The organism is Pseudomonas sp. LB3P14 (genome assembly GCF_054898045.1).
On the sequence record NZ_CM142714.1, the window covers coordinates 988,846 to 1,006,455 of the forward strand.

Genomic DNA, 17,610 nt, shown 5'->3' on the forward strand with positions numbered 1-17,610 from the left:
TATTGTGGAGAACTCGCCTGCATCGAGTTGAATCGATACTAGCGCGCAGGGCATGGGCAATAGAAAGACCGATTCCAGTGTGATTATTTGGCTGGGCTTATAAGTCGTGGCATGATCTGGCGAACATTCGCAAGGCGAGACTGGAGGGGGCAAGATGTCGATTACGGGGTTGGATATTCGTCAGTTGCGGGCGTTTGTGATGGTGGGCGAAGAGTTGAGCTTCGTGAGGGCCGCGACACGCTTGCATGTTTCCCAGCCAGCGCTGTCGCAAACTGTTCGTCATCTCGAAGGGCTGCTTGACGTCCCCCTATTCGACCGCAATACCCGCAAGGTGGCCCTTACCGAAGCTGGGCAGGCGCTGCTCCCTCAGGCAAAAGACATACTCAAGAAACTCACCCAGATGGCCCAGACTGCCAGCGATCACGCGATAGGTTTGCGTGGCTCCTTGAAGGTAGGTTTCCTTATCGGTGCTGGCGTTGACCTGATGCCGCAAATACTGAGTTCATTCGCCAGGCGCTTTCCCCAGGTCAATGTGGTGGTCAAGGAGTTCGACTTCTCGGATCCGCAAGCCGGGATTGCCGAAGGGATGGATGTCTCGGTATTGAGGCCGCCGCTGGACCTCTCCGATGTTGAGCTGATTACCTTGGTCGAGGAGGATTGCGTGGCGTGCCTACCCAGCACTCACCGGCTGGCCAGGGCAAAGTCAGTGAGTATCTATGACTTGCTCGAGGACCCCATTGTCGCCGCCCCCGGCAGCGGCGCTTGGCGCAGTTACTGGACGGCCGATCTGTACCGCAACGGCAATAGCGCACCCATCGTGCACGAAGCCTCCACTGTTGAGAGCGAATTGCAGGCGGTGGCCTCGGAACGCGGTATCAGCATCACGGCGTCTTCGACCGCGCGTTTTTACGCGCGCCCCGGACTCTCATTCCCAATTATCACGGACATGCCCAAGTGCACCGTTTGCGTGGCGCTGCCCAGTGAGCCGAGCGTTGCTGCGCGTAATTTTGCAGAGTTGGCGGTTGAGGTTGCGATGGGGCAGGGTAAACAACCTTAATCACGTCCCTGAATCCAATGGCACCCGTGTTTCGTACTTGACCTCCCGCAATGACAGGCTCGACTGGATGTCGGCTACACCCGGCTGACGGCGCAATACGTGCTCGACGAAATCGCCGTAGTCATCCAGATCCCGCGCCAGCACCGTCAATACGTAGTCCGCTTCGCCCGTGACCTTGTGGCATGTCAGCACTTCAAGGCGCAGTACGGCGGCTGCGCCGGTTTTCATGATCAATTCCATCGCAAACTCTCTGGCTATGAAGCGTGGGAGGTCGCTGGCGAACGGGCCGCGCCTTACCTTTGTTGCTGCGCTATAAGAGCCGCCGCAGGTGGCTGCCTAATGAGACCTTTGGATTGATCGATAACCTTTTCTCATTGGTTCAGGGTTTTTTGAGTGAAAATCTCTCAACGGTCGCCAGCTTCCCGTCGCAGTCTGGCGAATTCCAGCAAGGTATCGGCGAATTCCCGCGCCGCTTCGCTCAGCGGTTCGTCCTTGCGCGTGATGATGCCGTAGTCCTGGGGCTCGACCTTGAACGGCGTGTTGAGCACTTTGAGCAAGCCGCTCTGGACCTGGGGCTGGACCATGGACTCGGGCAACATCGCGAGCATCGGTCCCGATTGCAGCAGTTGCAGGAAGGTCGGCATCGAGATGGTTTCGACCGTGTTGGTGGGCGTGCGCACATTGAACTCGGTGAAGGCATTTTCCATTCGCCGCCGTATGGGGGCATTGAAGGGGTACATGACCCAGGGCCAATCGCCGAGCTGATCAGTCGCCACTTCATCGAACTGCGCCAAGGGATGGCGACTGTTGACCACCAGGCAAAACGGCTCGGGCCCCAGTGCGCGAAATTCGAATGGCTGCTGATAACGTTCATCGGTGAAGCGGGCAATGATCAGATCGAGCTTTTTATGCTCGAGCATTTCCAGCAGTTGATTGCTGGTTTGCTCGATCACTTCGATGGACAGCATCGGGCGGTCCAGCTTGATCCGGGTGATGGCCTCGGGCAGCACGACCGAGGTAGCGGCGAAAATCGCGCCGACTTTCAAATGGCCATGTCCACCTTTGCGCAGCTTATTGAGCTGATCGACGAAAGATTGTGTGTCGTCCAGGGTCATCCGCGCATAGCGGACCACGAACTCACCGAGCTCGGTCAGGACCATGCTGCGGGTCTGCCGTTCGAACAAGGCAAACCCGAGCAACAGCTCGATGTCGCGCAACATCTTGCTGATGGCGGGCTGGGTCAGATTCATCAGCTCGGCGGTGGTATGCATGTTGCGGGTCCGGGCCAGGGTATCGACCAGCATCAGGTGCTTGATCTTGAGCCATTTACTGACGCCGGCGTATGAAATCTCATCGTTTTCCATAAGTCGCTCAACTCTGATTGATAACGAAACGATATCAAATGCTGAAAATATGTCATTGGGATTTATCAACCAAGTCCACTAGTTTTGCGCGGTCGTTACCGAATTGACCTGGATCTGCATATGCCCAAGCTGAATTTGACTGGTAAAAACACCCTCCCGATCGATGGCCTGGAAGGCACGCTGATCGGTCGTGCTTGGGTGCCGGGGGAGGCCGCAGGCCCGTCGCCGGTGGTACTGCGCGCCGATGGCGTGTTTGATGTGTCGCAGGAGTTTGCGACATTAAGCGATCTGCTTGAGAGCCCGTCACCGCTCGAGGCTGTTCGCAGCGCTCGGGGTCGATACATTGGCAGTGTTGACGAATTGTTGGCCAATACGGGAATGGGCTCCGCCCCCTCCAAAGCTTTCTTGTTGCCACCGGCTGACCTGCAAGTGATCAAAGCCGCCGGTGTGACATTCGCCTCCAGTATGATTGAGCGAGTGATTGAAGAGCAGGCCGGTGGTGATGCGGTCAAGGCCGAGAGTGTGCGCAACGTGGTCAAGATGGCTATCGGCGATAACCTGCGCTCGATCAAACCGGGTTCGAGCGAAGCGGCGCGGCTAAAGGCGGCGTTGATCGGGCAGGGGTTGTGGTCGCAATACCTGGAAGTGGGGATCGGCCCTGATGCCGAGATATTCACCAAGGCGCCGGTTCTCGCTTCCGTCGGCAGCGGCAACGAGGTAGGTATTCATCCCGAGTCCAAATGGAACAACCCTGAGCCGGAAATCGTCCTGGCGGTGAACAGCCATGGCCGGATACTGGGCGCAACTTTGGGCAACGACGTCAATCTGCGCGACTTCGAAGGTCGCAGCGCATTGCTGTTGAGCAAGGCCAAGGACAACAATGCGTCTTGTGCTATCGGCCCGTTTATTCGCCTGTTCGACGAAGGCTTTTCTCTGGATGATGTGCGCCGCTGCGTGGTCGACCTGGTCGTCGAAGGTGATGACGGCTTCATCCTGCGCGGCAGCAGTTCGATGGAGCAGATCAGTCGCGATCCGCTGGAGTTGGTAGCCCAGACTGTGGGCAGCAATCACCAGTACCCGGATGGCTTCATGCTGTTTCTGGGCACCCTGTTTGCTCCGACGCAGGATCGTGAAGAGCAGGGCAGTGGATTCACTCACAAGCAGGGCGATAGCGTCAGCATCGGTAGCCCGATGCTGGGCACGCTGCACAATCGCGTCACCTACAGCAATCAAGCCACACCATGGACGTTTGGCCTGCGTGCATTGATGGGCAACCTGGCTGCCCGCGGTCTGGTGGCAGGTAAATCACTCCACTGATTTGCCTGCCAGAGGTTGCTGGCAGATAAAAACAGTGGTCGCTGGACATCTAATAACAAGGCACACAAATGATGACCAAAAACACAACAAGATCGGCTCACGCGGCAGCTATCGAGAGCGCCATCGCCAAGTGCCGATGGAAGCTGTTGCCGTTCCTCGCCTTAATGTTCGCCCTGGCAATGATTGATCGCTCCAACGTGGGGTTCGCCAAGGCGGCGCTGCAAACCGATATCGGCTTGAGCAATGCCGCTTTCGCCCTCGGGGCAGGCATTTTCTTCATTGGCTATGCGATCTTCGAAGTCCCCAGCAACCTGATGTTGCATCGGGTCGGCGCACGGGTCTGGCTGAGCCGGATCATGATCACCTGGGGGCTGGTGTCTGCCGCCATGATGTTCACTCGGGATGAAACAACGTTTTACGTACTGCGTTTTCTACTCGGCGTGGCCGAAGCGGGCTTTTCCCCAGGTGTCATCCTGTACCTGACCTACTGGTTTCCGGCACAGCGTCGCGGTCAGGCAATCGGGATCTACTATTTCGGCCTGCCACTGGCTTTGATGGTAGGCAGTCCGATGTCGGGTTGGTTGTTGGAAATGCATGACATGTTCAACCTGACCAACTGGCAGTGGATGTTCCTGGTGGAAGGCCTGGCGGCTGTCGTCGTGGGGATCATTGCGCTGTTTTACCTCAAGAGTAAGCCACAGGATGCCCCTTGGTTGACCCGCGAGGAGAAGGCCGCCCTGAGCCAGGAGCTCGAAGCCGAAGACAAACTCAAACTCGCTCATGGACCGAACAGCCTGCTGGGCCTGCTCGGCAACAAGCGAGTGCTGAAGTTCATCCTGATCTACTTCAGCGTTCAGGTCAGTGTGTACGGGGTCATCTTCTATCTGCCAACCCGAATTGCGGAGCTGCTGGGGACCAAGGTCGGCTTAGAGGTGGGCATGTTCATTTCATTGCCATGGCTGTGCGCCGCCGTCGCCATGTACTTTGTGACGCGTTATGCCGACCGACATGGGGCGCACCTGAAGATGGCGATGTGCATGCTCGGCATGGCTGCCCTTGGTATTGCTGCCTCGGCCTTGCTCAACAGCTTTGCCCCGGTACTGCTGGCCTTCTGTTTTGCAGCGGCTGGTTTCGTGACCGTTCAACCGCTGTTCTGGACGCTGCCGACCGGCTACCTCGGTGGGGTCGCTGCGGCAGGCGGTATTGCCCTGATCGGTTCCATGGGCAACATCGGCGGCTTCGTCGCGCCAATGCTCAAGGCCAATATGGAGGTCTGGTTCACCGATCCACGGGCAGGGATGTTGTCGCTGTCGGCAGCGGGGTTGGTAGGGGTTTACCTGCTATGGACGTTGCGCGTGCCGAAGGGGCAACTGCAGGTCAATCAAGGTCCGCTGGACGGGGTGGCGAGTAATGCCCAGGCACCTTCTAATCCTTGAAGTCACAGTGTCGACAATAGACCGATAAAAACAGCCGAAGCCTTTTAAGGGCTTCGGCTTTTTTTTGGTGCGCCAGGCATGGCGCGTTGCGCGCAAGCGCAACCAGCTTGGCTGTGGTGGCCACGCTGGTGACTTGGAGGTGAAAGTCCTCTACACACCCGGCAAGGGGAAGTGTTAGCCAGAGGCAAGGGTGTCGCGGATGACTGCGAATCTGAAGGAAGCCCGAGGCAAAATGCCGGCCTGACGAAACGGAAGCGGATAGAGGCGGCGCAGCGGGGTAAGGCGGCCCAAACCGTCAAAGCCCAATACTTGCACGGAACGCTGTGACGTAAATCCGACAGGCATAAGCAGGAAGGTCGCGCGAATTACCCTGGGAGATCTGCACGTTTGCCACTGTGCTACCGAGCGTCGAGAGGCGACGGGATGAACGTGCAGAAGTCAGCCGAGGCCGTAGTAAGTGACGAATAACCACGTCGCCAAGGGCCGAACAGGTTATGCCGCCAGTAGGCGTCAGAGTCTCGTCGAGTATCGAAATGCAGAAATTTCTCCCAGAGAAAACTGTTACCCCGAGTCCCGGACAGAATCCGAGGATGACGGCTGACAGCGCACAGGTATCGGCGGCGTCTGTGACGTGGACGAACGCGGAGTCGGACACGCTGATGGAGCGGGTGCTTGCACCGGCCAACCTCAAGCGTGCGTATCAACGCGTAGTCAGCAACAAGGGCTCACCGGGTGCCGATGGCATGACGGTCGACGACTTGGCGGACTACGTGAAACAGTATTGGCCGATCCTCAAGGATCGGTTGCTGGCCGGCGAGTACCACCCGCAAGGTGTACGCGCCGTCGACATCCCCAAACCCAAAGGCGGAACACGACAGCTGGGCATTCCCTGTGTCGTGGATCGCCTGATCCAACAGGCTTTGCTGCAACAGCTCACGCCTATCTTCGATCCGCTGTTCTCGGATTACAGCTACGGCTTTCGTCCGGGCAGAAGCGCTCATCAAGCCATCGAAACCGCTCGCACCCATGTGGCGGCGGGTCACCGCTGGTGCGTGGAACTTGATCTCGAGAAGTTCTTTGATCGGGTCAACCACGATGTTCCGATGGCCTACGTGGCGCGCCAAATTGAAGACAAGCGGGTGCTCAAGCTGATCCGTCGTTACCTCGAAGCGGGAACGATGTCAGGCGGTATCGCCAGCCGACGGCAGGAAGGGACGCCGCAAGGCGGCCCGCTCTCGCCGTTGCTGTCGAACATCCTGCTCAACGAACTCGACCGTGAACTGGAACGGCGAGGCCATCGCTTCGTGCGTTATGCCGATGACGCGAACATTTATGTGCGCAGTCGCCGTGCTGGTGAGCGAGTGTTGGCTGGGGTTGAGCGCTTCCTGAATCAACGTCTAAAACTGACGTTGAACCGGGAAAAGAGCCGCGTGGCACGGCCTTGGGTCTGCGATTATCTGGGCTATGGGATGAGCTGGCATCAACAGCCGAGGCTGAGAGTGGCGACGATGAGTCTGGGGCGCTTGCGTGATCGGCTCAGAGGCTTGCTGCGTGGAGCGAGGGGCCGAAAGTTGTCGGATGTAATCGAACAACTGAACCCTGTACTGCGTGGCTGGACTGGCTATTTCAAGCTCAGCCAGAGCAAAGGTCCTCTTGAAGCCCTTGATGGATGGGTGCGTCGAAAACTTCGTTGTGTCGTGTGGCGTCACTGGAAGCTGCCCTCGACGAGGGCCCGCCACCTAATGCGTCTCGGGCTCAGCGAGGTGACCGCCTGCAGGTCAGCCTTCAACGGTCGAGGCCCGTGGTGGAACGCCGGTGCATCCCATATGAATCTGGCTCTGCCAAAGAAACGATGGGATGCACTGGGGCTGGTCTCGATACTGGATACGATCAACCGACTTAATCGCGTAACCTGAACCGCCGTATACGGAACCGTATGTACGGTGGTGTGAGAGGACGGCGGATGTAAATCCGCCTCCTACTCGATCTCGTGGAAAAAGTCGGCTTCGGTTTCCACTGCAGAAAAAAATGGAGATGGGGCTAACCAATGACTTGCTCCAGCGGTAATCGTCCGCGCGCCTTCGCTCCTCGCCCGGTCTGAAGCGGACTGGAATAGTGCGCTCCAAGACGCGCACCATGGGCAATACTTACTCGGCACTTCTATCGTTATGGCTAGAGACGAATTGCCGAAAGCGTTCAGTGGGCAAGCCTTCGAATAGTTCCGTTGGCGTACCCTGCACATCGACCAGGCCGCCGTGCATGAACACCACCCGATTGGATACGTGGCGGGCAAAACCCATTTCGTGGGTGACCACCAGCATGGTGCGGCCTTCTTCGGCCAGGGAGCGCATCACGCGCAACACCTCGCCAACCAGTTCAGGATCAAGGGCCGAGGTCGGTTCGTCGAACAACATGACTTGTGGATTCATCGCCAGCGCGCGGGCGATCGCCACGCGCTGCTGCTGGCCACCGGACAGGTGCGCGGGGTAATAGTCGCGGCGATCGTACAGGCCGACCTTGTGCAATAGGGCCTCAGCTTCCTCGATACATTCGGCACGGGGGCGTTTGAGCACTCGCATTGGGCCTTCAATGACGTTTTGCAGCACGGTCATGTGCGACCAGAGGTTGAAGCTCTGGAACACCATGCCCAGGCAACTGCGCATGCGCTCGACCTGGCGGCTGTTGCTCGGTGTCTGGCGGCCGTCGGCATGCTGCTTCATTTCGATCACTTCACCGTTGACGCTGATGATGCCTTGATCGGGCGTTTCCAGAAGGTTGATGCAACGCAGGAAGGTACTTTTGCCGGATCCACTGGCACCGAGGATCGAGATCACGTCGCCCTTGTGGGCTTCCAGGGAAATGCCCTTGAGGACATGTGCGCTGCCGAAGGACTTCTGAATGTTAGTTACCGACAAGGCTGAAGCGGGCTGAGTGCTCATGGCATGCTCCGTATCAAATCAAGAATGGGTAGGCAGCGTGGGGCTGGCTTTTTTGATGGCGTCGACTGGCCGTTCACGCAAGTGCGGCGAGAGGCGATACTCAAGCCAGGCGACAGCACGGACGACCAGGAAATTCAGCACCAGGTAGATCAAGGCCGCGCAAATGAAAACTTCCATCGTACGATAGGTGCGCTGGATGATCTGTTGCGCGACGCCAGTGACGTCCCAGACAGTCACCAGGCTGGCCAGCGCCGTGGACTTGACCAGCAAAATGGCCTCGGTGGAGTAGGCCGGCAGGGCCTGACGCAGGGTAACCGGCGCAATGATCCGGCGCAGCAGTTCCCAGGGCGACATGCCCACGGCCTTGCCCGCCTCGATCTGCCCCTGTGGCACGCTGAGCAGCCCACCGCGAATGATTTCGGCGGTGTAACCGGCGGTACACAAGGCCAGTGAAACCACCGCGCAGCCATAGGGCGACCGGAGCAGTACCCAGGCGAAGCTATCGCGAATGGCCGGGAACTGGCCGAGTCCGTAGTAAATCAGGAACATTTGAATCAGCAGCGGCGTACCGCGAAACAACATGATGTAGAACCGCGCCGGATAGCTGAAAAACCACCAGCGACTGACCCGCAGGCTGACAATGCCTACGGACAGGGTCAGGCCGATCACCAATGAGCTGAAAAATAGCGTCAGCGTTGTGGGTAACGCTGCCAAAAGCTTGAGCATGGTGTCTGCGAGGAACGGAAAATCGATCATAAGTGGCACTCCCGACTCGAACTAGACTGGGCTGCGTTGCCGCGTGCGACGCACGCGAGCCTCAGCCATGTGGAAAAGCCGACCGGACAGGCCAGTGAGAATGAGGTACACAGCGCCCCCAATGATGTAGAACGTGAAATATTGACGAGTGGATCCGGCTGCGACCTGACTGGCACGCATCAATTCCACCAGGCCGATGACTGAAATCAGTGCGGAGTCTTTCAGGCTCATTTGCCAGACATTGCCCAGTCCGGGCAACGCGAATCGCAGCACCTGGGGCACCAGAATCCGTTTGAAGCGCATCGCACGGGTCATGCCGATGGCCAGCCCGGCTTCCAGTTCGCCCCGCGATACCGCGAGAAAAGCGCCCCGGTAGACTTCAGCCTGATAGGAGCCGGAAATCAGCCCGACCGCCAACGCCCCGACCAGAAAAGGCGGCACGTCGATATAGCCTTCACCGCCGAACCAGTGGCCAACCGCTGTTACCACACTGGCTCCGCCAAAGTAGAACAGGTAGATCACCAGCAACTCGGGAATCCCCCTGAACAGTATCGAATACAGATCTCCCAGCCAGCGCAAACTGCGCTGGCGGGAGAGCTTGGCTGCAGCGACCAGGCTGCCAAATACCGCGCCCACCAGCAGCGCTGCCAGGGTCAATATCACGGTCATGCCCGTTGCCTGGAGCAGCGCCATTCCCCAACCTGAGTCACCAAAACTGAGTAGCTGCAAGAGGTTCATAGAGGGTCCCACTTATGAAAAGGGTTAAGCAGCCCGGCAGCCTTCACGGTGCCGGGCCGTTCGGATCATTGCTTAGGGGTAAGGTCTTCCTTGAACCACTTCTCACTCAGTTTCTTGATCGTGCCGTCAGCCATGGCTTCCTTGAGGGCTGCGTCGAACTTGGCTTTGAGCTCAGTGTCTCTCTGGCGGAAGCCCAGCGCTTCGCCTTCACCCCAGATTGGGCCTTTGATGACCGGACCGGTAAACACCAGTGGTTTGTTCTCAGGCTTGTCCATGACCGAGTTGAAGAAAGTCACGTCATCGAACGCGACGTCGATACGGCCGGCGAGCAGATCGAGAATGGCTTCGGCCGAGCTGCCGTACTCACGAATGGTCGCCACATCCTTGAAGTTCTGATCAATGAATGAGGTGTAAATGGTGCCGGAGGCGATACCAATGGTTTTGCCCTTGAGTGCCTTGCGCAGTTCTTCAACGCCAGCACGTACTTCCTTGGCGTCGGTGCCTAGGGTGATGGCGGCGTCAGCACCGGTTTTTCCCGGCAACAGATCGGCTTTCAGTGCGACGAAACTGGCAGGTGTCTGGGCATAAGGTGTCGAGAAGGCCATGACCTTCTGGCGTTCCTCGTTGATGACGATGGCGTCCATCAGCACGTCGAATTTACCGGCATTGAGGCTGGCGATCATCCCGTCCCAGTTCTGTACGACGACGTTGCACTTAAGCTTCATGCGCGGGCAGATGACATCCATCAGCTCCGGTTCGAAACCGCTGATTTTTCCACCCGGGAGCGTCAGGTTCCAGGGTTCATAGGCGCCCTCGGTCGCAATATTCACCGAGGTCCATTCTTTGGCCTGCAGTGCCGGAGCACAGGCCAAAACCATTGCACTGAGCACTACAGAACCCAACCAGCTTGATTTCTTCGACATCTTGATACTTCCTGCCTAATCAATGGAGTGTTGCGAACTGATCCGGCTCAGGCCGAATCTCCAATGCTTGTCCGCACAATGGTTCTTGTGCGAACAAGACAAAACCATAAAATCCAACCGTCAGTTAAGCCGGTTAATTCGCCCATAATGGTTTCAGCCTGAACAGCTGTCCCATCCCCATGTGCCCTTGGCCGACCGATCAACCGGTAATCATCGGCAGGTTCAGGCCCTGCTCCTTGGCACAATCGATCGCGATCTGGTAACCCGCATCGGCGTGACGCATAACACCGGTGGCCGGGTCGTTGTGCAGTACGCGAGCGATACGCTCGGCTGCTTCGTCAGTACCGTCGCAGACAATCACCATGCCCGAGTGCTGGGAGAAGCCCATGCCGACGCCGCCGCCGTGGTGCAGGGAAACCCAGGTCGCGCCGCTCGCGGTGTTGAGCAGAGCGTTGAGCAGTGGCCAGTCGGACACGGCGTCGGATCCGTCCTGCATCGATTCGGTTTCGCGGTTCGGGCTGGCTACCGAACCGGAGTCCAGGTGGTCGCGACCGATCACGATTGGCGCGGACAATTCACCGCTGCGAACCATTTCGTTGAACGCCAGACCGAGCTTGGCGCGCAGGCCCAGGCCAACCCAGCAGATACGTGCCGGCAGACCCTGGAAGCTGATGCGCTCGCGCGCCATGTCCAGCCAGTTGTGCAGGTGGGCGTCGTCCGGGATCAGCTCTTTTACCTTGGCGTCGGTTTTGTAGATGTCTTCGGCGTTGCCCGACAGTGCAGCCCAACGGAATGGACCGATGCCGCGGCAGAACAGCGGACGAATGTAAGCCGGTACGAAGCCTGGGAAGTCGAACGCGTTCTCGACGCCTTCTTCTTGGGCCATCTGACGGATGTTGTTGCCGTAGTCGAAGGTTGGAATGCCCATCTTCTGGAATTCGAGCATCGCTTTAACGTGCACGGCCATCGATTGCTTGGCGGCTTTCACCACGGCAGCAGGCTCGGTCTTGGCGCGAGCGCGGTACTCTTCCCAGGTCCAGCCGGCAGGCAGGTAACCGTTGAGCGGGTCGTGGGCGCTGGTCTGGTCGGTGACCATGTCCGGGCGCACGCCGCGCTTGACCAGTTCTGGAAGGATTTCAGCTGCGTTGCCGAGCAGGGCGATGGAAATCGCTTTGCCTTCTTTAGTGTATTTGGCGATGCGGGCCAGCGCGTCGTCGAGGTCGGTGGCTTGCTCATCGACGTAACGGCTGTTCAAACGGAAATCGATACTGACCTGCTGGCATTCGATATTCAGCGAGCAAGCGCCAGCCAGGGTCGCGGCCAGAGGCTGAGCGCCGCCCATGCCACCGAGGCCTGCGGTCAGGACCCAACGACCTGTCAGGTCATCGTTGTAGTGCTGGCGACCGGCTTCGACGAACGTTTCGTAGGTACCTTGAACGATGCCCTGGCTGCCGATGTAGATCCAGCTGCCGGCGGTCATTTGGCCGTACATGGCCAGGCCTTTGGCGTCGAGTTCGTTGAAGTGTTCCCAGCTCGCCCAGTGTGGCACCAGGTTGGAGTTGGCGATCAGTACGCGCGGGGCGTTGCTGTGAGTCTTGAACACACCGACCGGCTTGCCGGATTGCACCAGCAGGGTCTCGTCGTCATTCAGGTGGGTCAGGCTTTCGACGATCTTGTCGTAGCATTCCCAGTTACGTGCCGCACGACCGATACCACCGTAAACCACCAGTTCTTTAGGGTTCTCGGCGACTTCCGGGTCGAGGTTGTTCATCAGCATGCGCAGCGGCGCTTCGGTCAGCCAGCTCTTGGCGGTCAGCTTGTTACCGCGCTGCGCACGAATTTCAACATCACGTCTTTTTGTAAAAGAGGCGGTTGTAGGTTTCTGGGTATTGTCAGTCACGAAAAAGACTCCTCTGCGATCAATCCATACCAGCCCGGGCAGTGGGCGAGGGAGCGTGTGCGGGAAGGCCCGTCACAAGCGGAAACAGGTTCTGTGCGCCGATCTTTCTGGCTACTCATGCACACACACGTTTACTTGTACATACAAGCATATGCAATCAAGCGGCCAACTTGATGGCTCATCGTTCAATAAAGCTTGGGATTTGGTTGAAACGCGTTTGAAACAAGGGTTTAGCGGGAGGCGTTTCTTCCGGAGGGTTTTTGCGGCAGTGTCACGATTGTTACTTGAACATGAAATTGCGCCACGCTGGGGCACTCGGTGACAGTTCGGGAGATAGTGGTGCGCGATGGGAAACAACTGGAACGAATGCATTTGTGGCGAGGGGGAGGGACGCGCGGCACTGGACAGCACCAATGCAGATCCAGGCTCGGCTCCAAGGCTATCCTTCGTCGTCGAGATGCAACGACACGGTCGAAGGAGGGCCTTGGAGTACATCCTGTTTACTCCCGGTTTTTCTGTACTGTGGCAAGTACTTCACCACTACGTACCTGTTCGGTGACACTCACCATGTCCGAATAGAAGGCACGATCATGGTCGGCGACCGGTACGCGGCTACGCACCAGGTCATAAACCGCCTTGGTGACGCTGGAAGCCTTGTGCACGTCATGGAAATCCAGGGCCTGGCAACCCACCAGCAGCTCAATGGCCAGCACCGATTCCAGCTTTTCGGAAACCTTGTAGGCCTTGATGGCGGCGTTATAAGCCAGGCTGACCAGATCCTCCTGGTTGGCGCAGGTCGAGAAACTGTCGACAGAGGAGGGGAACGACAGCGCCTTCATTTCCGCATACAGGCCAGCCGCGGTGTATTGAAGGATCATGTACCCGCTGTTCAGGCCCGGGTTACGCACCAGAAAGGCCGGCATTTCACTGAAGTGCGAGTTGACCATGCGGTCGATACGGCGCTCGGAAATCTTCGCCAGGTTGGCCAGCGCCACGCACAAGGAATCCGCTGACATGCCGATGTAGCTGCCGTCGAAGTTGGCGCCTGAGATGGCAATGCCGTCGCCGTCCTCAAGCGGGTAGATGATCGGGTTATCGCCCGAGGAGTGAATTTCGTTCTCGATATTCTCCCGGGCGTGATCGATGAATCTTTTCGAAGCACCATGCACCTGGGGAATGGCGCGCAGGCTGTAGGCGTCCTGAAGCCGGTAGTCGATGTTTTCGGCGATCAGTTGGCTGTCATGCAGCATCGCCTTTATATCCCTGGCGGTTTGCGCCTGCTCTTTGTGCGCCTTGATCGAGTGATAACGAGGGTCGAAGGCCCGAATCGTACCTTTTAACGCTTCCAGGGAAAGCGCCGCGGCGACGTCCGCCAGCGAGGCCGTCTGCATGGCGTTGTAGAGGGCCAGAATAGCGATGGCGGTCACCGACATGGTGCCATTGAGCATGGCCAGGCCTTCTTTGCACTGCAGGTCCGTCGGTTGCAGGCCGACCTGTTCCAGTGCGGTGGCGCCATCTACCCACTCACCGCCATTGACCCTGGCTTTGCCTTCGCCCAGCAGGACCAAGGCCAGGTGTCCCTCGACGGCCAGATAGCCTACCGAACCCTCGCCAGGCGCAAACGGCACGACTTCGTTGTTGAGCAGGCCGGCAATCAGCTCCAGCAACTCCAGGCGCACCCCCGAAAAACCTTTGCCAAGGCTGATCAGAACCATCAACTGGATCGCACGAACCTGCTCACGCTTGAGCGGCTCGCCCACGGCGACGGCGTGGGAGCGCACGATATTGACCTGGAGCTCCTTGGCGTTCTGCGGAGAAATCACATGTCGAACGTTATCGCCGAACCCGGTGGTCACCCCATAGACCAGGCGATTTTCATCGAGGAAACGCTCCACCAGGCCACGGGACTTTTTCACGCGGTTCTTGTAGGTCTCGGAAAACGACACCTTGGCCGAATAACGGGCTACCGCGACAAACTCTTCGATGGAGGGCTCTCTATCGCCAAGGACGACCTGAGTGATCTGTTGAGGTTGAGCTTTCATTGCGAACTCCCGAGAAACGAAATTATTGAGGGGCTGGACCGGCCAGGCCGTCGCTCGATTGAGCGTGGGAGAAGGCTAAAGCGATTTGGATATGAAGAAAATATGGCAATTTCTGTCAGTTTTATTAGAATTTCTAAACCTAAAATGCTTTCGAGACGTTCGCATCGCCATGAGTCGCTTACCGCCCTTACGAGCCCTCCAAATATTTGAAACCGTCGGTCACTGTGGCGGTGTATCCCAAGCCGCAAAACGCTTGAACATCTCCGTGGGTGCGGTAAGTCAGCAGATGAAGTTGCTTGATGAGGCGCTGGGCATGAGCTTGACGGTCAAGGAGGGGCAGCGCTTGCGCCTGAACGCCATTGGCCAGCGTTTTCATGCGCGGTGTTCTATAGCATTTGAAGAATTGAGAGCCGCCGTTTCCGAAGTAGAGCGTTCGAAAAACCCCAACAATTTGTATGTCAGTGGCCTGCCTTCTCTCATGACCAAGTGGCTGGCGCCTCTCACCTACGAATGGCAGCATGAGGATAGTGATCTCGACATCTATCTAGATGGCACGCTGGCGGATACTTCGGAGGAGGAAAACGCCGATTTTCGTATTGGCTATGGCGAACCTGGCCAGGATGCCGGGCATAGCGTTGTACTGTTCCGCGATTGTGTGGTGCCGGCATGCTCACCGACGCTTTTAGGCCATCCAGGCAATGTGGAGCATGCCGGTGACTTGCTCCAATACCCACTTATCCGTATCGATTCACGGCCGAAATTTGACTCACCCCCCTCATGGGCCGAATGGTTTGAGTTGGAAGGCGCTGCCGTCGAACAGACGATTGCCATACGTCGAAGTTTTTCTTCGTCCAGCATGGCTATTCAAGCCGCCATCGATCACCAAGGCATAGTGCTGGCGCAGTTTTCGATGATTGCCCGTGACATCGATGAAGGGCGCTTGATCATTCCTTGGCAGCGAGCCATGCCTCTTCCCTCGCCGTATTACTTGAGTTGGCACCCTAACACTCTGCAGAAAGCGCAATGTCGGGCATTTCAACGCTGGTTGATTGGCCGAGGGAGAACACAAGAAGTCATTACTGACTCCTTGATAGCTATGCAACCCGCTAGCAAGAAGTGATTCGCAACCACAGGTAGCTTTGGGTCCAGGCTGTGTGAAAACACGCTGAATGCGTTGAAGACTGAGATTTGCGGGTATTACCTGAAGAACTGGCAGGCTAAGGCGCGGATTGATCCACTTAACGTCCTTGGCACCGTGGGACTGATTGGGCCGCGTTAGCGGCCAAGGTCAGCCGAAGGATGACGTGAAGGACTTGTTTCACGCTCTGATCGCTTTGAGCAAAGCGTGGTTGATGACGTCTCGCAGCCTGACGTGTCGTCGACGCATTTCCTTACTGGTCCACTTCAGGAGTCGCCGTCGGGACGCCCGCATTTGGGGAAAACGGTTGTGGCATCTGGGGACGCTGAGTCTGTTCTGGGGGATGGCGATCATGGGCTTTGGGCTGGCTCTGCAGTCGAAGATCCTGGTGCTGGCTCCGGACGCTACCGATGTGGCGATGGCGATGTTTTCGGGGATCTACAACATTGGCATAGGTGCTGGCGCGCTCTTGGGGAGTTGGGTGGGCGGCCAGTTCGGATTCGACTACATAGGGGTGGTTGGCGGATTGCTGGCGGTGTTGGCGCTGCTGTTCTACTGCGTGTCAATTTACCGCTTCAGACAGCCTGAGGGTCCTGCTTGATCTCTTGGGCTTACGTGCCGGCGGGCGCGAAAAAACGACCCTTGGAAGGGCCCCCTGTCAGGTTCAGTGCTGAGCCTGACAGGGGGAAGGCGCTGCGACTTTAGGGTGGACTTGAAGGCCTATCCAGGATCAGAACAGCGCAAATGCATACGAAACAATAAAGCGATTTTCATCGCGGCGACCTGTCGCATCGCCGACCAGTTCTACGTTACGCAATCTGAAAGACAGATCTTTGAAGGTGCCGCTCTGGATGGTGTAACTCAGGTCGATGTTGCGCTCCCACTCTTGGCCGTCCTGGCCGGCAACTTTGAAGTTATCGCCGTGGACATAACGAGCCATCGCCACCAGGCCTGGCAAGCCGACGCCTGCAAAGTCAAAGTCGTAACGTGCTTGCCATGAGCGCTCTTGCGCGCGATCGAAACGCAGCACCTGGACTGCGTTGGCCACGCCGGGCAGGTCGGTGTCGTGAAGAAAGGGCAAGGCGCTATCGCCCGCGTTGTACTGCAAGCCTAAGCGGAATGTTTGTGGGCCCAGATTGGCAGAAAGCAGGGTCGACACCATGCGACTGTCGAGCTTGCCTGCGAGTTCTTCGCCGGTTTCGCTGGAGGTGAGGTAGTTCACCACGGCGCCGAGCTTCCAGTCGCCTATCGGTTGGTTGAGGGTGGTGGTGTAGAGCGTCTGGCGATAAACGTCTTTCAGTTCACCTCCCCACACGCCAACCGAAGCATTCGGCGCAACCCGCCAGGTTCCCCCAAGGTAGTTGAAGCGGTCGCTTTCTACCGAGAGGTAGTTACCGGTCTGCATCTTTCGGCTACCGCTGAATTCACGGTAATTGACCGCTCGCATCTGGCCAAGATCGATATCGACCTTGTCGAACTCGCGAACGCTGAGCATGGCACCTTCAAAAAACTGCGGCAGCAGGCGCGAGTCACCGGCAGAAACCAGCGGGATTTTCGGGAATAGGCCACCGACCTTCAGTTCGCTTTTCGATACTTTCATTTTTAGCGCACCGGTCGCCTCGGAATACTCATCAACGGAGCGCGGATCGGCGTTGCGCGGGCCGCCTGCGCGGTTGTAGGCGCCGGGGAGCAGGGCCGAGCCGCTGCGGTCGGGCGAGGAGTCGAGCTTGATCCCGAGACCGGCATACATGTCCAGGCCCAATCCGACCCTACCTTCGGTGTAACCCGATTCGGCTTTGAGAATGAAGCCTTGCGCCCACTCTTCGATCTTCGATTGCGCCGGAGCTTTTGAATCCCGAAGGTCATGGTTGTAGTAAAAATTGCGCATCAGCACTGTGGCTTTGCTGTCGCTGACGAAGTCGGCGTGAGCTGCCAATGGCATGGCGCAGAGTGTCATGCAAACGGTCACGGAGTGAGGCGATGAAGGTTTGATTTTCATT

The 17,610-nt window shown here is 57.8% G+C and carries 13 protein-coding genes and 2 pseudogenes; 6 read left to right on the forward strand and 9 right to left on the reverse strand.

The genetic code is table 11. From position 1 onward, the window contains the following. Nucleotides 1-154: 154 nt before the first annotated feature. A complete protein-coding gene (locus ACYZT5_RS04705; RefSeq protein WP_462050018.1) occupies nt 155-1,057 on the forward strand; it encodes a LysR family transcriptional regulator in 903 nt (300 codons plus the stop codon). Here ACYZT5_RS04705 and ACYZT5_RS04710 read toward each other — a convergent pair. Both ACYZT5_RS04710 and ACYZT5_RS04715 read right to left on the reverse strand, forming a co-directional pair. Then, a pseudogene (locus tag ACYZT5_RS04710) lies at nt 1,058-1,255 on the reverse strand (Lrp/AsnC ligand binding domain-containing protein); the annotation flags it as partial. Nucleotides 1,256-1,461: 206 nt separating this feature from the next. Then, on the reverse strand, nt 1,462-2,421 hold the full coding sequence (locus ACYZT5_RS04715; protein ID WP_462050019.1) for a LysR family transcriptional regulator: 960 nt from the start codon (nt 2,419-2,421) through the stop codon (nt 1,462-1,464). 120 nt (nt 2,422-2,541) lie between these two features. Between ACYZT5_RS04715 and ACYZT5_RS04720 the strand changes: the two genes are divergently transcribed. The 3 genes from ACYZT5_RS04720 (at nt 2,542) to ltrA (ending at nt 7,090) form a co-directional block, all read left to right on the forward strand. Beyond that, nucleotides 2,542-3,738, forward strand: a complete 1,197-nt coding sequence (locus tag ACYZT5_RS04720) for a fumarylacetoacetate hydrolase family protein (RefSeq protein WP_462050020.1) — start codon at nt 2,542-2,544, stop codon at nt 3,736-3,738. Nucleotides 3,739-3,806: 68 nt separating this feature from the next. Further along, nucleotides 3,807-5,174, forward strand: a complete 1,368-nt coding sequence (locus tag ACYZT5_RS04725; protein ID WP_462050021.1) for an MFS transporter — start codon at nt 3,807-3,809, stop codon at nt 5,172-5,174. A 494-nt stretch (nt 5,175-5,668) separates the two neighbouring features. Continuing rightward, nucleotides 5,669-7,090, forward strand: a complete 1,422-nt coding sequence (ltrA, locus tag ACYZT5_RS04730; RefSeq protein ID WP_462050022.1) for a group II intron reverse transcriptase/maturase — start codon at nt 5,669-5,671, stop codon at nt 7,088-7,090. Nucleotides 7,091-7,321: 231 nt separating this feature from the next. On the opposite strand, the gene ACYZT5_RS04735 is transcribed toward ltrA, so the two are convergent. The 6 genes from ACYZT5_RS04735 to ACYZT5_RS04760 all read right to left on the reverse strand — a co-directional run bounded on the left by ACYZT5_RS04735 (nt 7,322) and on the right by ACYZT5_RS04760 (nt 14,472). Beyond that, the gene (locus tag ACYZT5_RS04735; protein ID WP_462050023.1) at nt 7,322-8,113 is read right to left on the reverse strand and encodes an ABC transporter ATP-binding protein; all 792 of its coding nucleotides are present in this window, start codon (nt 8,111-8,113) and stop codon (nt 7,322-7,324) included. Nucleotides 8,114-8,131: 18 nt separating this feature from the next. Beyond that, the gene (locus tag ACYZT5_RS04740) at nt 8,132-8,869 is read right to left on the reverse strand and encodes an ABC transporter permease (RefSeq protein WP_462050024.1); all 738 of its coding nucleotides are present in this window, start codon (nt 8,867-8,869) and stop codon (nt 8,132-8,134) included. A gap of 21 nt (nt 8,870-8,890) precedes the next feature. Next, on the reverse strand, nt 8,891-9,538 hold the full coding sequence (locus ACYZT5_RS04745) for an ABC transporter permease (protein WP_462050025.1): 648 nt from the start codon (nt 9,536-9,538) through the stop codon (nt 8,891-8,893). A 134-nt stretch (nt 9,539-9,672) separates the two neighbouring features. Next, nucleotides 9,673-10,437, reverse strand: a complete 765-nt coding sequence (locus tag ACYZT5_RS04750) for a transporter substrate-binding domain-containing protein (protein ID WP_462052191.1) — start codon at nt 10,435-10,437, stop codon at nt 9,673-9,675. 292 nt (nt 10,438-10,729) lie between these two features. Continuing rightward, a complete protein-coding gene (hutU, locus tag ACYZT5_RS04755; protein WP_462050026.1) occupies nt 10,730-12,430 on the reverse strand; it encodes a urocanate hydratase in 1,701 nt (566 codons plus the stop codon). A gap of 500 nt (nt 12,431-12,930) precedes the next feature. Then, the gene (locus ACYZT5_RS04760; RefSeq protein WP_462050027.1) at nt 12,931-14,472 is read right to left on the reverse strand and encodes an HAL/PAL/TAL family ammonia-lyase; all 1,542 of its coding nucleotides are present in this window, start codon (nt 14,470-14,472) and stop codon (nt 12,931-12,933) included. A 91-nt stretch (nt 14,473-14,563) separates the two neighbouring features. On the opposite strand from ACYZT5_RS04760, the gene ACYZT5_RS04765 reads away from it, so the two are divergent. Both ACYZT5_RS04765 and ACYZT5_RS04770 read left to right on the forward strand, forming a co-directional pair. Next, nucleotides 14,564-15,592 carry a LysR substrate-binding domain-containing protein gene (locus ACYZT5_RS04765; protein ID WP_462050028.1) on the forward strand — a complete coding sequence of 343 codons (1,029 nt, stop codon included), beginning with the start codon at nt 14,564-14,566 and terminating at the stop codon, nt 15,590-15,592. A gap of 331 nt (nt 15,593-15,923) precedes the next feature. Continuing rightward, nucleotides 15,924-16,211, forward strand: a pseudogene (locus tag ACYZT5_RS04770) (sugar transporter); the annotation flags it as partial. A gap of 129 nt (nt 16,212-16,340) precedes the next feature. Here the strand turns inward: ACYZT5_RS04770 and ACYZT5_RS04775 are convergent. Continuing rightward, a complete protein-coding gene (locus tag ACYZT5_RS04775; RefSeq protein WP_462050029.1) occupies nt 16,341-17,609 on the reverse strand; it encodes an OprD family porin in 1,269 nt (422 codons plus the stop codon). Nucleotide 17,610: the final 1 nt, after the last annotated feature.